12 protein-coding genes are annotated in these 14,936 nt (G+C 74.1%); 5 read left to right on the top strand and 7 right to left on the bottom strand.

All coding sequences use genetic code 11. From position 1 onward, the window contains the following. Window positions 1-246 (top strand): DUF8189 domain-containing protein (locus tag AC067A_RS33185; protein ID WP_479246737.1); only part of this gene is annotated, 246 nt, incomplete at its 5' end. 75 nt (window positions 247-321) lie between these two features. Here the strand turns inward: AC067A_RS33185 and AC067A_RS33190 are convergent. The 7 genes from AC067A_RS33190 to AC067A_RS33220 form a co-directional block, all read right to left on the bottom strand. Continuing rightward, a complete protein-coding gene (locus AC067A_RS33190; RefSeq protein WP_479246739.1) occupies window positions 322-1,758 on the bottom strand; it encodes a serine/threonine-protein kinase in 1,437 nt (478 codons plus the stop codon). Between the two features lie 519 nt (window positions 1,759-2,277). Continuing rightward, window positions 2,278-4,302, bottom strand: coding sequence for a DUF8189 domain-containing protein (locus tag AC067A_RS33195; RefSeq protein ID WP_479246741.1), 2,025 nt, complete (start codon window positions 4,300-4,302; stop codon window positions 2,278-2,280). 171 nt (window positions 4,303-4,473) lie between these two features. After that, on the bottom strand, window positions 4,474-5,994 hold the full coding sequence (locus AC067A_RS33200; protein ID WP_479246743.1) for a DUF8189 domain-containing protein: 1,521 nt from the start codon (window positions 5,992-5,994) through the stop codon (window positions 4,474-4,476). A 56-nt stretch (window positions 5,995-6,050) separates the two neighbouring features. Beyond that, complete coding sequence (locus tag AC067A_RS33205) at window positions 6,051-7,040, bottom strand: alpha/beta hydrolase (protein WP_479246745.1); 990 nt, start codon at window positions 7,038-7,040, stop codon at window positions 6,051-6,053. 114 nt (window positions 7,041-7,154) lie between these two features. Beyond that, complete coding sequence (locus AC067A_RS33210) at window positions 7,155-8,684, bottom strand: hypothetical protein (RefSeq protein ID WP_479246747.1); 1,530 nt, start codon at window positions 8,682-8,684, stop codon at window positions 7,155-7,157. A 139-nt stretch (window positions 8,685-8,823) separates the two neighbouring features. Then, window positions 8,824-9,159, bottom strand: coding sequence for an SCO0607 family lipoprotein (locus tag AC067A_RS33215; protein WP_479246748.1), 336 nt, complete (start codon window positions 9,157-9,159; stop codon window positions 8,824-8,826). A gap of 157 nt (window positions 9,160-9,316) precedes the next feature. Then, entirely contained in the window at window positions 9,317-10,204 is an 888-nt protein-coding gene (locus AC067A_RS33220) for a S1 family peptidase (protein ID WP_479246749.1), read from the bottom strand. 286 nt (window positions 10,205-10,490) lie between these two features. Here AC067A_RS33220 and AC067A_RS33225 point away from each other — a divergent pair, with 286 nt between their 5' ends. From AC067A_RS33225 to AC067A_RS33240, 4 genes are all read left to right on the top strand, one after another. Beyond that, window positions 10,491-10,769 (top strand): polyprenyl synthetase, encoded by a 279-nt coding sequence (locus AC067A_RS33225; protein ID WP_479246751.1) that lies wholly within the window; start codon window positions 10,491-10,493, stop codon window positions 10,767-10,769. Further along, window positions 10,762-11,814, top strand: a complete 1,053-nt coding sequence (locus AC067A_RS33230) for a polyprenyl synthetase family protein (RefSeq protein WP_479246752.1) — start codon at window positions 10,762-10,764, stop codon at window positions 11,812-11,814. Before AC067A_RS33225 ends, AC067A_RS33230 begins: the two co-directional genes overlap by 8 nt. A gap of 23 nt (window positions 11,815-11,837) precedes the next feature. Continuing rightward, a complete protein-coding gene (locus tag AC067A_RS33235) occupies window positions 11,838-13,001 on the top strand; it encodes an oxygenase MpaB family protein (protein WP_479246753.1) in 1,164 nt (387 codons plus the stop codon). Between the two features lie 424 nt (window positions 13,002-13,425). Continuing rightward, on the top strand, window positions 13,426-14,823 hold the full coding sequence (locus tag AC067A_RS33240; protein WP_479246755.1) for an APC family permease: 1,398 nt from the start codon (window positions 13,426-13,428) through the stop codon (window positions 14,821-14,823). Window positions 14,824-14,936 lie beyond the last annotated feature (113 nt).

Raw genomic sequence — 14,936 nt, forward strand, 5'->3', positions numbered from 1 at the left:
GTCGAGGTCTTCGCGATCAACGCCACCACCGCGAGCCACGCCTGGCAGACCGGCCCCAACGCCCCGTACACCGCCTGGGAGGACTTCGGCGGCGGTGGCACCGAGATCGGCGCGGCCCACAACGCCGACGGCCGCATCGAGGTCTTCGGCACCAGCCACGCCGGCGTCTACCACCGCTGGCAGACCGGCTTCTCCACCTGGGCGAACTGGGGCTGGCTGAACGGCCCGGGCCCGGCGATCGACTAGGAAAAGACCCCGCGGGCCCGTCCGCCCAGGGTCCGCGACGCCCCCGGTGACCGGTACGCCGCTCACCGGGGGCCGTCAGCGCGCGGACCTGGGACGGGGGCACCCCGGCAGCGCCGGCCGGTCCTTCGTGCGCACGGCGGGGAGCCAGGCGGCGGGGTACGCCGAACCCCGGGGGAGACGGACGCGGAACCAGAGGGTGGACTGGAGGTCCTCCTCGTCGATGACCGGCTGGCCGTCGGACAGCCGGCAGTCGGCCGTGAGCTCGTCGCCGTGCCACACCCGCGTCGGTACGACGTTTCCCACGGCGTACGGCCGCAGCGGATCGATCGCCAGCCCCAGACTGCACTGCGGGTCCCGGTCGGCCCGGTCCTGGCAGCCCCGCTCCGCGTTGAACACCCGGACCGTGCCGGCGGTCGCGCCCGCACGGCCCGGACCCGGCGGCCCGCCCTCCCGTACCGCGTCCGACCACAGGGTCGCGCCGACGCCCGCGCAGAGCAGTCCGGCGAGGACCGCGCTCCGGGCCCGGCTCCGCGCCCCTCGCACCCGGGTGCCGCGCGTCCCCTCGTGCGCGGCGATGCGGGCGAGCAGGCTCTCGGCCGTGTGCGGGGCGCGCGCCGCGTGCGTCGGCGCCAGGCAGTCGGCGGCCAGCGCGCGCCAGAACGGCGGCACCGCGAGGTCCATGCGCAGCGGCGCCCGCCCCTCGCCGTACTCCTGCACGGCGGCGCCCCGGGCCAGCGGCGTAGCGCCGGGAAACGGCGAGGCACCGCCGGCGAACACCTCGTGGATGACGACACCCAGCGCCCAGATGTCCGCACTCGGGCGGACCTCCACGCCGAGCTCCCCGAGCGGCGCCCGCCAGCGCTCGGGCGGGAGGTAGTCCAGAGTGCCGAGGGGAGGCACGTACCCGTGCGTCCCGGTCAGTTCGGTGGCGAGGCCGAAGTCCGAGAGCCGCACGGAACCGTCCCGGCCGAGCAGCACGTTCTCCGGCTTGAGGTCGGCGTGCACCCAGCCCGACCGGTGGAGGTGGGCGAGCCCCTCGCAGATCCCCGCGACGAGGCCGCCGCGCTCGCCCTCGGACACCCCCGCGTCGAGGAGTTCGCGCAGGGAGCCGGCGGCCCGCTCCATGACCAGCACGATCGCGCCGTCCACCGCGGGCAGGTCCGGCGCGGAGAGGACGAAGGACTCCCGCAGGCCGATCAGCCGGGGATGACCGGCCCTGCGCCCGAGTTCGACCTCGCGCCGGGCGGACTCCACGATCCTGCGCGCCTGCCGGGGTGCCAGCCCGGCCGTCGGCATGACCTTGAGCGCCACGTCGTCGCTCCCCGGCGACCGGCCCGCCCGGTCCCGGACCGGACGGCTCCCAGCGGCCTCGGCCGCCCGTGCCGCGTACACCGTGGACCAGCCTCCGGCGCCGATCAGCTCGGTGACCACCCAGTCGCCCACCCGGTAGCCGGGCGGGAGCAGGGCCGTGCGGTCGTGCTCCGTGGTGTCGCCGGCGTCGCGCGGCGTCATCGCGGTCCTTCCCCCTCTTCGTCCCGTCACGGTTGTCGGACGAGGAACGATACTGACGGGTCAGGGGAGTTCACCGGCGTGCTTCGGCCACTTCGGCCGGGTGCCGCCGGGGTCGCCGGCGGGCCTCCGCCCCGGGGAGCGCAACACTTCCCCGACGCCCTCCACGGGACCCGCGACCTCGCCTACCGAGGGGTAGCACCGGCTTGTGACCCAGGCCACCCCATCGCCGTGCGACGACGGCGATTTGGTGTCGATTGCCGCCGTCTGCGACCACCGGCGCCCCCCGCCCCCCGGTGTGCGGCGCGGCAGGGCGGCCCGGCGCGGTCCCCGACCGTGAGCCGCTGCCGCGCACCCCCGGGCCGCGGGCGCGGACGGACGGACGCCCCCGCACAAGGTGGGCAAGGTCACCACGTCCGCAGGGCGGTAAGGGGCGATCCGGGGAGGTTCGTGAGGGCGGCGAACCTCCTCTTCGCTCCTCCTACTTGGCGCGATCCGTACGGAGCGCCGCGCCGCGCGCACTCAGAGTGCGGGACTCCCCGACACGACGGGCACGACCGGACGGTCACCGAAGGCCGCCCACGGACGCCAGCCGCCGCTGGGCCACGCCTGGACCCGGGTCCGCACCAGGCCCCCCGGCGTGACGGCGAAGACGTGGATCCGCCCGGTGGAGTCGAGGGCGGCCGACGGGGCGGCCGCGAGCCTGACGCCGGATTCGCCGAACTCGGCGACGGGATCCCAGCCGCCGCCCGGCGAGTTCTGCCGGCGGTGCACGAGCCGGGCCCCGCCGGGGCTGAGGGAGAACGCCTCCAGACGGCCGTCCGCGTCGGCGGCGAACGCCGGGGCGGCGGCACTCCAGTCGAACAGCGGCTGCCATCCGTCCCAGCCGCCGCTCGGCACGCTCTGGCGCCGTGCGAACGTCCCCACGCCGGACGGGCCGATCGCGGCGACGGTGAGCCGGCCGCTGCCGTCCCGGGCCGCCCGCGGCGCGGCCCCGGCAGCCGTGCCGAAGGCGTGCCACGCGCCGGTCCAGGCGCCGCCGGGGGACTCCTGCCAGCGGTGACGGACCCCGGCGCCGCCGGAGGCCAGGACGAACACCTCCAACCGGCCGTCCGCGTTGGCCGCCGCCACCGGCGGCGCGCCCGCGGCTCCGCCGAAGCCCGGCTCCCACGCGTCCCAGGCCGTCGAGCCGGGCGACCGCTGGCGCCGCCGCGCGAACGAGGAGGCGCCGGGGCTCGACGCGAAGACCTCCAGACGCCCCTCGGCGCCGCGGGCCACGGCGGGGGCGGCGCCGGCCGGACCGCCGAACTCCTCCCAGCCGTACCAGCCGCCGTCCGGCCGCTGGGCGCGGTGGTGCAGGTTCACGCCGCCCGGGGCGAGCGAGAACACCTCCAGGCGGCCGTCGGCGTTCCGTCCCAGCGTGGGAACCGCGCCGGCCGGCCCTCCGAAGGCCTCCCACTCCGACCAGGCGTCGGTGTCCGGGGCCAGTTGGACGCGCCGCAGCATCGAGCGGTCGGCGGCGTCGAGCGCGAACACCGTGAGCCGGCCCGCCACGTCGAGGCCCGCCACCGGATTGTCCGGGCTCTGCCAGGGCGGTGGCGTGTCCCGCCACTGGAGGGGAGCGAGGTGCAGGCCCTGCTCGAACCAGCCCGCGGCGCTCGCGTACCAGGCCTCCCCGTCGGCGAACACCTCCACCGCGTGCCCGGGGACGTGCCCCGAGCGGCCGGTGAGGTCGAAGTGGAACGGGTCGCGCGAGACCAGGACGTCGGTGCCCTCGTAGCCGTTGCGCGGGCCGATGAACAGGTAGTACCAGCCGTCCCGTTCGACGACGTACGCGGACTCCGTGACCGAGACGGTCGCGTCGGTGCTCGCGTCGGTGAAGGCCACGCCCGGCTCGCTCCAGCGCACCAGATCGGCGGACCTGCGGTACGCCACGACGTGGTGACCGCCCGCGCCCGACAGCTCGGTGTAGTACATGACCCACTCGCCGCCGACCCGCACGACCATGGGGTCACGGGCCGCGAGCCCCCGGAACAGCGGCCCCGACGGCTCGCGGGTCCAGGTGAACAGGTCGGTCGACGTGGCCAGGTTGATCGCGGCGCCGCTCGCGCCCCCCGCGGCGTAGAACATCAGGAACCCGCCGCCCGCCTCGATGACGTGCGGCGCCCAGAGGTGCTCCTCGCCGAAGTACGACGGATCGACGGTCAGCGCGTCGGCGTGGGTGGTCCAGGGACCGTACGGGGCCGGCGCCGAGGCGTGGGCGAAGGAGATCTCCGCCGCGCTGTCCGGTGCCTCGCCGGGCGGTGCGGCGTCCCCGACGATGCCGAACAGGTGCCAGCGGCCCTGGGCCCTGATCAGCGTGTGGTCGTTGAGGTAGCGCGGTCCCCCGACGGTGGACGGGTCGTACACGCGGGCGAACGGGCCCGCGCCGACCCATCGCGGGGGCGGGACGGTGCCGACGGCCACCGCGCGGGCGGCTCCGGCGACCGAGAGCGCGCCCGCGCCGGCGGCGCCCCGGAGCAGGTTCCTTCTGCTGATCGGAAGCATGAGTCCCTCCAGGAAGCAGGGGGCCGGGGCCGGGGTGCCGGCGGCCGGGGGCCAGGGTCGGGGCCGGGGACCCAGGGCTGAGGCCGGGGACCGAGGGTGGGGGCACCCGGGCCCGGCACGCGAGGCCGGGGCCCGGGATCCCCTCAGTCGAGGCCAGGGCCGGGGATCCCGTCAGCCGAGGCCGGGCCCCGCGGTGCTGTTGACCCAGCCCCAGGGGGACCAGGCCGCGAAGCCGGTCTGCCAGCTGTGGAACGTGCCGGTGGGGTTGGTGCCGAAGACCTCGATGCGGCCGTCGGCATTGGAGGCGGCGGTGACCTCGGTGCCGCCCCCGCCGAAGGGTTCCCACGCGCCGTAGGACGCGTTCACCCCGGTCTGCCAGGCGTGCACGGCCGTATGGCCGTTCATGGCGAAGACCTCGACGCGGCCGTCGGCCGTGCGCTCGCTGCTGAGCTGCGCGTCCGCGGGGCCGCCCGTCTCTTCCCAGCCCGACCAACTCGTACGACTCGTCTGGTACTTGTGGAAGATCCCGATCGGTCCGGAGGCGAACACCTCGATCCGGCCGTCGGCGGTGTGATCGACGGTGAGGTCGTGACCACCGCCGCCGAAGTCGCCCCAGGCGGACCAGCCGCCGCTCGGCGCGGTCTGGTAAAGGTGCTGGAAGGAGCGGCCGTTGAGCGCGAACACCTCGAGACGGCCGTCGGGCGACTTCTCCATCTCGACACGGCTGTCGGCGGGACCGCCGCCCGTCGCCTCCCAGGCGGACCAGCCGCCGTTGGGAGCGAGTTGGTACCGGTGGAACACGCCGGCCGGTCCCGAGGCGAAGACCTCGATGCGGCCGTCGGCGTTCGCACCGGCCGCGATGTCGTGGCCGCCGCCGCCGAAGTCCTCCCAGCCCGACCAGGCGCCCGACGGGGAGAGCTGGTAGCGGTGCCGGAAGGCGCTCCCGTCGATCGCGAACATCTCCAGACGGCCGTCCGCGTCGGGCGCGATGGCCAGTGAGGCGTCACGGGGCCCGCCGAGTGCCTCCCACTCCGACCAGTCGCGGTTCGCCTCCCGCTGCCAGGCGTGGTGGACCCCGTCCGCTCCGGCGGAGAAAACCTCCAGGCGGCCGTCAGCGGACCGCGCCGCCACCACCCGCCCCGACTCCGCCGGGTACACCGGCGGCACGGGCCGCGGACCGCTGCCCGGGACGCAGGGCAGGACCACGCCGCCCTCCGCCAGATAGACCTCGGGGTCGATGCCGTACGAGAGGGACGGGTCACCCCAGATCCGCAGGTGCAGGTGGGGGCCGTCCGAGTTTCCCTCGGCGCCCATCAGGGCGATCTGCCGGCCGGCCACCACGCGGTCGCCGACCACGACGTCCCGCCGGGACATGTGCCCGTACTCGGAGGTCCGGCCGTCCGGGTGCCGCACGCGGATCCACTGGCCGTAGTCGCCGGTGTACCCGGAGATGGTCACCTCGCCGTCGGCGACGGCGTAAATGGGCGTCCCGACGTCGTTGGCGATGTCGACGCCGTTGTGGCCCGCGTGGAAGGGCTGGCTCACGAAACCCGCGGTCGGGCACGCGAGGACGGGGCCGGTGGCCGCGGAGGTCCCGGCGGTGGCCGGGGCCGCGGCCACCAGTGCCGGCAGGAGTACGGCTGCCGCCGCGAGGACGCGGCCCAGCACGCGGCGGGAGAGTCCGGGTGGCACGGGACGCTCCTCCCCTCGATCGTCTCGGGACGGACGGGACTTGCGGGGCGCGCCGCTCACGCCTTGCGGAGCCGGCCGATGATGCCGTCGATGTCGCGCCGCATCATGTCGTGGCGGATGAAGTGGCCGCCCGGCAGCTCGTACCACTCGTGCGGGATCCCCGCGTTGCCCAGGAGGGACCGGAACTCGCGCTGGCCCGCGAGGACCTGGGTCTCGTTCGCGGTGTCGAACCAGTTGATCGGGTCCGGGCTGGTGCCGGCCACCAGGAAGACGCGCTTGTGGCGGTAGCTCTCGATCCGCTGCACCGGGTTGTCGGCGCTGACCCGGGCCTCGTCCCAGAACGGAGCACCGTAGATCGTGCCGCCGTTCAGGTCCAGGGCCGCCGCGCTGGCGTTGGCCCAGTGGCCGACGAGGCCGTTGTCGCGGCGCAGGCTCGCGGGGCCGGAGTGGGCGCTCACCGAGGCGAAGTGCCCGTAGTACTTGGCGGCGTACTTCAGCGCGCCGAAGCCGCCCATGGAGAAGCCGGCCACGGCACGGCCGTCGTACTCGGCGTACGTGCGGAAGTTCGCCTCGATCCACGGCAGCAGCTGCGCGATGTGGAAGTGCTCCCAGTTCCGCGGGCCGACGTTGGAGCTCACGGGGTTGGAGTACCAGCCCGCGTGTCCGCCGTCGGGCATGACGACGATGATCGGCTTTCCCGCGGTCCAGTCGCGGACGCCCTCGCGGTCGAAGGTGATGAAGTCCTGGTCGGTCCCGCCGCCGTGGAACAGGTAGAGCACCGGGTACCTGCGTCCGCTCCAGTGGTAGTCGTCGGGCAGGAGCACGTTGACGCCGGGGTTCCAGCCGATCGCGTCCGTCTGGAACCGGTAGTACCACATGCGGTGGTCCGCCTCGTTGCGGTCGACGATCCGCAGGCCGAAGCCGTCGCCGGCGGCGGACGCGGGGGCCGCCGCCCCGAGGACGCCTCCGGCGCCCACGGCCATCGCGGCCGACAGGCCTCCGGCGGCCTTGAGGATGTTCCTGCGGGTGGGGTGCTGCGCGCTCAACGTGACCTCCAGGTCGCATGCGTGACGGTGCGTCCGGCAGGCCTGGACGCTAGCAACGCGACGGGGTCCGGGAGACCCCGGAACATTGCGGACTGACACGCGGGGGAGCGTCGGCTAGGGGGTCCCGGGGCCTGCAGGGGAAGTGGAGCCGGGCAGGACACCCCCCAGGGCCTCCCGGACGGCGTCGATGCCGAGGGCCAGGTCCGCGTGGAAGCTCTCGTGGAGGTCGAAGTCCCGGGTCATGTCGACGGGGTAGCCGTCCGGCAGGGTCGACTCGGCACGCGAGAGGTCGCCGTTCAGTTCGTCGAGCTGCCGGATCATCCGGTGGGTGTCGCTCAGGGACTGCGTGAGGGCCTCGGCGAGCGGACCGCCGGACTGCGGGGAGGTGGCCGCACCCGGCCGGTGCGACGCGCGCAGCGCCGTCCGCACCGCCGCGCGCCGGAACTGGGCCAGGGCGAGGGAGGCTTCGATCCCGTCGTAGGAGACCTCGTTCGTCCAGGGGTCGTCATGGGCGAGGCCCGACGCCAGGAAGCCGACGCGGCGCGGGACGTCCAGGTCCTTCACCGCGTCGAACATCGGCGCGGCGAGCGCGGCGTCCTGGGCCAGGGCGACCGCGAACGCCCGGGCGTCCTCCCGCCGGAACTCGTCTCCGGCGGTCCGTGTCCCGGACCTCTCGGCCTTTCGCCGGAACCGCTCCACCTGAAGGGCGAACACCGCTCCGAGCCGTACGGCCGCCAGCTCGACCGCGGGAAGCCCGTCGAGCGCGGCCTCGCGGCCCTGCGCGTCGCACCGGGCGAGGCCGGCGGCGTACGCCCGTACCCCCGAGGGCACGGGCGCGGCGAACGAGTGCGGCACGGGTGCGCCGAAGGGTGGCACGGGGAGCGGGGTGCCGAGGTTCCACAGCGGTAGGGGGGCGCGGCGAGCGGTGGCCCCGTCGGCGCCCGTGGAGCCGCTGACCTCGTCCAGCCCGGCCCGCAGGTCGAGGACGGGATCCAGGGCGGCGGCCAGCTCGCCCAGCAGTTCCGCGAACCTGGCGTCCGCCTCGCCGGACCCCTGGGCCGTCCCGGGCCCCTCGGGCTCCGCCGGCGCCTCGGCACCCGTGGCCTGCCATGCTTCCCGCTCCGCCGCGAGCAGCTTGCCGACGTGGCGCAGGGTGCGGTGCACCTTGGGCATCGACAGGCCAAGCTCGTACCCGATCGCTCCCGGCGCGCACCCGGCCAGACGAAAGGTGACGACGTCGAGTTGACGCTCGTTCAACTCGCTGAGCGGGGCGAGCGCCACGACCGTCCGGACCTGTACCAGGGCGTCGGTGCTGCCCCTCCCCAGGAGTGCGGGCACCGCCCCGTGCGCCGGACGGAACGCTCCGCAGCCGCCGCCGACGGTCATCCGGCACGTCCAGGCCCGCAGCGCCTGCGCGGTGACCACGGGGGTCCTGGTGTCCTTCGCGGCCCCGGCCGCGTTCGCGTCCAGCAGGTCCGTCCATCGCCGGGCCACCGTCATGGAGTCCTGGGCGCGCCGTGCCGCCTCCAGCAGGTCCGCGCCCCGCAGCAGCGACAGGGCGACGAGCGACCCCGCATGCGCCCGGTAGTAGTCCCCGAACCCGTCACCGCTGACGGGCGCCGTATCCGCCGCATCCCACACCATGTGCCCAACCCCCTTGCTCTGGCGGCTACTTGTGATGGCCGTCGGGGTTCAAGGTAGCTTGGCGCGGGGGGACGGAGACCGCCCCCTCCCCCTTGGAGCGAGGGTCTCGCTCCGACGGGCGGGACGCCCCGTCGGCGCGTCAGGGCCGTGTCGGGCGGCCCTCGGCGTCCACGACGACCGTGCCCCAGTGGCGGTCCCACTTGTCGCCGACGTGTTCGGGGACCATGCCGGCGGGGTAGCGGACATAGCCCTCCGGGGGCTCCTGGCCGTCGGCGACGCAGTCCTGGCCGTCGGTGTTGCCGACCGCCTTGACCGGGTGGTGGCCGGAGCCGCAGACGCGTTCCCGGCCCGCGCAGCCCGTCAGGAGGAGGGCCGCCGCCAGGGCACCGGCGACGAGTGCGGGGAGGGCGATGGGGCGGGTGGACGTCTCGCCGGCCGGGGGACGGAACGGTCGGGGGCGTCGGGTCTGCTGCATGGTTCGTCGGCCTCTCTCGCTGGTGGGCACAGTCTCGCCGCGAGGGAGGCGCCCGTGATGAGTACGCGTACTCACCCGGACGTGAGTGGTGCCGGGGCATCGCGCGGGCCGCCCCGCCGGCCGCCGCCGTCGGACGGCGGCCGGCGGGGCGGTGGCGTCACGGCTTGGGCAGCGCGCAGCCGGCGCGGTTGAGGTCGATCACGTTGCCGGGGCCGATGCAGGGGACGAGCGTGTAGGTCTGCTGGGCGTAGTTGATGCCCTGGCGGACCGTCACGAGGCCGTTCTGGTCGACCTCGCACGGGTTGTTCACGGTGCAGCTCTCACCGCTCTCGTTGCCCGTGTTGTTGACGGCGACGACCTTGCCGGTGGTGGTGTCGATCACGGGCGAGCCGGAGGTGCCGCCGATGGTGTTGCAGGAGGAGGTGTAGCGGACCGAGTCCTTCCAGGTCCAGTCGCCCTCCTTGAGGCGGTAGACGAAGCCGTCGACGTCACAGCTGTAGATCCGCTTCCAGTAGCCGGAGACCACCTTGATCGACGTCCCCTGCACGGGGTGCGCGTCGTTGAGGGTCAGGGGGCTGATGCCGTACTGGCTCTGGATCTGCGCGTAGGTCTTGGTCACCTGGTAGACCGACATGTCCGTGTCGGTCATGGTGGCGTAGGCGATCTTGCTCGCCCGCAGCGTCGCGACCTTCGTTCCGGCCGAGTTGAGCAGGGAGAACGAGCGGCTCGACCGCTGGTCCTTGACGACCTCGCCGGGCCCGGGGAAGCCGGTCTCCAGGCAGTGGCCGTTGGAGAGGACGAGCGCGGGGTCGCTCGGCAGGGAGCCGGGCGCGCGGACGAGGGAGCCGGAGCAGTTGCTGAGCGCGACCGTGCCCGCGAAGTCGACGGTGGCCGCGGCCTGCGTCGCGGGGGCCGGTGCCTGGACCCGGGTGGTGGGGGCGGGAGCCTGTGCGGCCGTCTCCTGGGGTATGGAGGCCGCGGCCGGGGTCGCTGTCGCGCCTGCCAGGAGCAGGGCGAGCAGGGCGCCGGCGAGAGGCTTGTTCATGTGGGGGTTCCCCTCTGAGGACCGTGCAACCGAAAATCCTTCGGTTGTCATGAGCATTCTTAGAAGGAAGGTTCCAACGGGCAAGAGGGCCTTCCGAATTGGTCCCGCCGAACGCGCGGGCGCACTCCGCCCGCGCGTGCCCACGCGCGGGCGCGCGTCGGCGCTCGTACGCGCCGACGAGTCGATCACTCGTTGGTGAGTTCCGCCGCGCCCGTCGCCGCCCCGCCGCGACCCTGGAGGGGACTGATGTCGACACCGCGGCCGGACCGCGGGTGGGGGAGTGGGCGTGACGCGAGAAACGGGATCCCGCGAGGGGCTGGACGAGCGCGTGGTGCTGGTGGCGGCGGGTCTCGCCGACCTGGCGGTGGAGGCGGTCGGCACGGGGATCGGGATCGTACGGGGGCTGCTGAGACGGTCGGACGCCGCCGAGGTCGCGGCCGACGCCGAGCGGGACCTGGAGGCGCGCGGTCGGCTCGTGCTCGACCGGTACGCGTCGGCGCCCCCGCCGCACCTGGAGGTGCTCGCCCGGCACGCGATCGCCCGACGGGCCGGCGACGGTGCCTGACCGGTGGGACGCCGCCGCCTTCAAGGCGCGCGTGGACGCGGTGCTGCGGCGGTACGCGGCCGAGGAGGCCGACCGGCTGGTGGAGGTCGACCCCGCGCTGGGGCCGGTGGCCGAGCAGGTGGAGGCGGCCGTCGCGGACGGCAAGCGGCTGCGGGCGGCGTTCTGCCACTGGGGCTGGCGAGCGGTCGGGCAGCCGGACAGCGAGGCGATGCTGCGCGCGGCGGCCTCCATGGAGCTGGTGCACGCGGCGGCGGTCGTCCACGACGACCTGATCGACGACAGCCCCCTGCGTCACGGCCGCCCCACCGTGCACATGGCGCTGCGCGACGCCGTGACGCACCACCCGCGGGTCTCCGCGGGCGCCCGGTCCCTCGCGATGCTCGTCGGCGACCTGCTCATGTCGCTCGCCGGGCAGCTGTTCGTCACCAGCGGTCTGCCCGCCGCCCACCTCGGCCGGGCCCGTCCGCTCTGGGCCGCGCTCGCCCGTGACCTGATCGCGGGCGAGTGCCTGGAGATCCTGCACACCGGAGCCGCCCCGGACACGACCGCCTCGCTGAAGGTGATCCGCTACAAGACCGCCAAGTACACCGTCGAGCAACCGCTGTTGATCGGCGGCGCCCTGGCCGGGGCGGGCGGGAGGCTGCGCGAGGGGTACTCCGCGTACGGCCTCCCGCTGGGAGAGGCGTTCCAGCTGCGGGACGACCTGCTCGGCCTGTTCGGCGACGAGGCGACCACCGGGAAGTCCGGCGCCGACGACGTGCGCGGCCGCCGCCCGACGGCCCTGCTCGCGGAGACCTGGCGGCTCGCCGGGGACGAGGAGCGCGACCGGCTGCGCGACCTGCTCGGCCGGTCCGGCCCGGACGGGGACGCGTCGGAGGCCGTACGCGAGGTGATGCGGCGCCTGAAGGCCCCCGAACGGGTCGAGGCCATGATCACCGCACGGGTCGACGAATCCCTGCGCGCGCTCGACGAGCTGAACCTGCCACCCGCTTCCGCCGCCGCGCTCACCGCCCTGGCGCACTCGGCGGCCGTCCGCCGGTACTGACGGACCGACCCCCAGGAGTTCTCGTGATCCACACCGAGGCGTCGATGGACGCCCTGCGGCAGACCGGCGACGAACTCGCCGACGCCACCGTCGCCACGCTCTTCGAGCGCGGCGAGGTCGGCACGTTCAACACCCTGATGCGGTACGTCTCCACCGCGGGGTCCCCGCTGCCCGACGGGCTGCCCGACGTCGCCCGCGAGTACCTCGAAGCCACCGCCACCCCGCCGGCCTGGGTGGACTGGGGCGAGATGGAGAAGGCCCGGCTGTTCTTCATCGACAACAACGTGCACATCTCCACCGCCCTCTCCTTCGCCTCCATGCCCGCCTGCTACGTCGTCCCGCACGTGGCGAAGCTGCTGTCGGCGACGCACGGCCTCGAGTACCCGTCCAAACGCATGGCGGAGACCGGCCAGTTCACCGTCCACCTCATGCAGCCCGACGCCTTCGAGGCCGGCAGCCGCTTCATCCCCGCCGCGCAGAAGGTCCGCCTGCTGCACGCCTCCATCCGCCACCACCTCAAGCGCGAGAACCGCTGGGACACCGCCTCGCTGGGGGTGCCGATCTGTCAGGAGGACATGATCGGCGGGCAGATGTTCTTCTCGATGCTCGTCCTCGACAGCCTGCACCGTCTCGGCATCCACATGTCGACGGAGGGGGCGGAGGCGTACTCCTACGCCTGGCGCGTCGTCGGCGCCATGCTCGGCGTCGACCAGGAGGCCGTGCCGAAGTCGCTCGACGAGGCGCGCCGGTTCCTCGACCTGTACATGGTGCGCCACATGGGTCCTTCACCCGAGGGGGCCCACCTGACCCGGCAGCTGATCGACCTGTACGAGGAGGTGGTGCCCGGCACCCTCTTCGACCCGATCGTCTCGTCGCTCATCCGCTACCTCGTCGGCGACACCTGCGCCGACTGGCTCGAGGTGCCCCGCACCCGCTGGGACACGGTCGTCAAGGCCGTCCCGCACCTCCTCGGCGTCCTGGAGAGCATCGAGGACCACTCCCCGCTCGGCGCCTGGGCCCTGGACCGCCTCGGCCACCTCACCACCGTCCTCGAACTGTCCTCCCTCACCCGCGGCCGCGTGATGCACTACGCCATCCCCGAGCACCTCAGGAAGGACTACGGCGTGCCGTCCGGCCCGCCCCGCACCCGCCGCTGGACACCGCCGCCCGTCACCGTCACCCCCTGACACGGGGCGAGCGCGGGGCGTCAGCCGGTGGAGGGGCCGGCGCGACGGCCGGCGGCGCCGTACTCGTCGGTGGAAACGGTGCCGCCGCGACGACCGGGGGCCCTACTCGCCGGTAGGAGCGGTGCCGCCGCGGCCGGGGTGTCCGAAGGCCGGACAGCGGCGGTAAAGGGCGGGAAAAGTCGAGGCGGGCGGGGTGCGGTTCCCGCACGGGGCGTTTTCGCCTTCTTGACGCGACCTTGACGCCCCCAGGGTCCCCCGGGGGCTGTCGGAACAACGGATTCCGCAGCTTCCAAGCCATTGACCTGCGGTTCTGCCCAGGCTTCCATTCAGCCCGGGAGCCACGGACCCACCCTTTTCACCGGCCGCCCCGGAGGCGATACCGCTCCCCCTCGGACACACCCAGCTCACCGATCGGAACCGTCTGATGACCGACACCCTCAGCGCGCCGCACGCGTTGGCCCCGCAGACCGGCCCCGTGCCGCAGAAGCTCAAGCGCTCCATCGGTGTCGTGGGGGGAACCCTGCTCACGCTGTCGTGCGTGACACCCGCCTCCACCCTGTTCGTCGTCGTACCGGACCTGTTCGGCGGAGTGGGCACCTTCGCCGCGCTGACCATCGCCATCGGCTCGCTGCTCTGTATCGGCGTGGCGTTCTGCTACTCCGAACTGGGCACCCTGATCCCGAGCGCGGGCGGCGAGTACGCCATCGTCTCCACCCTCGCGGGCCGTCTGGCCGGATGGCTCGTCTTCGTCCTGTCGCTGCTCGTGGTGATGATCGTGCCACCGGTGATCGCCATGGGGACCGCCGACTACCTGGCGCCCCTGGTCCACGTCCCCGCCCCGCTCGCCGGCGCCGGCGTGATGCTCCTCGCCACCCTCGCGGGCCTGCTCGACCTGCGCGCCAACGCCTGGATCACCGGCGTCTTCCTCGTCCTCGAGGTCGTCGCCGCCGGCATCGTCGCCGTCCTCGGCTTCTCCCACTCGGAGCGGGGCGTCGGCGCACTCGTCCACGGCCAGGTCGCCGGCGAGGGCGGCACCCACTCGCTCGTCACCGGCGCCATGGTGGTCTCCGGCCTCGCCATCGCCCTCTTCATCACCCAGGGCTTCTCGACCGCCGTCTACCTCTCCGAGGAACTGGAGAACCCGCGCAAGAGCGTGGCCCGCACCGTCCTCGCCACCCTGGCCATCTCCACCGTCGTGATCCTGGTGCCCGTCGTGGCCATCACCCTCGGCGCCGGCGACCTGGAGACCCTCACCGGCGGCGACATCAGCGGCATGATCGCCGCCTGGTCCAACTCCGCCGTCGGCACCTTCATCAGCCTCTGCGTCGCGCTGGCCATCGTCAACGCCGGCATCGTCATGGTCATCCAGAACTCCCGCGTGCTGTTCGCCTCCGCCCGCGACAAGGCCTGGCCCGAGCCCGTCAACAACGCCCTGTCCCGGCTGGGCCGGTTCGGCTCCCCGTGGGTCGCCACCCTGCTTGTCGGCGTCCCCGGCGCCGGCCTGTGCTTCGTCAACCTCGACACCCTCTACGGCGTCACCGGCGTCTCCGTCACCGGCATGTACCTGCTCGTCGCCGTGGCGGCACTGTTCAGCCGCCGGGGCGCGCACCGCGAGGTCGCCGCGTGGCGCATGCCGCTGTGGCCGGCCGTCCCGGTGCTCCTCATCGGCGTCCTGGCCTACGTGCTCTCCATGCAGGAGACCCAGTACCTGCTGTGGACCGGGGGCATCACGGCGGTCGCCACCCTCTACTGGGCCCTCTACCTGCGGCCCCGCAAGGACACCCGCTGGCTGGTCAGCGTCCCCGAGGACGAGCACTCCTGACCGTCCCCGACGACGAACCGGCCCGGCCGTCGTCGCGGCACGACTCCCGGGGGCCGGGGCGGTACGACACCCGCCCCGGCCCCCGGGCCTCCCCGTTCCTGCGGCCTTGTCCG

Source organism: Streptomyces sp. NPDC043176 (assembly GCF_056436715.1).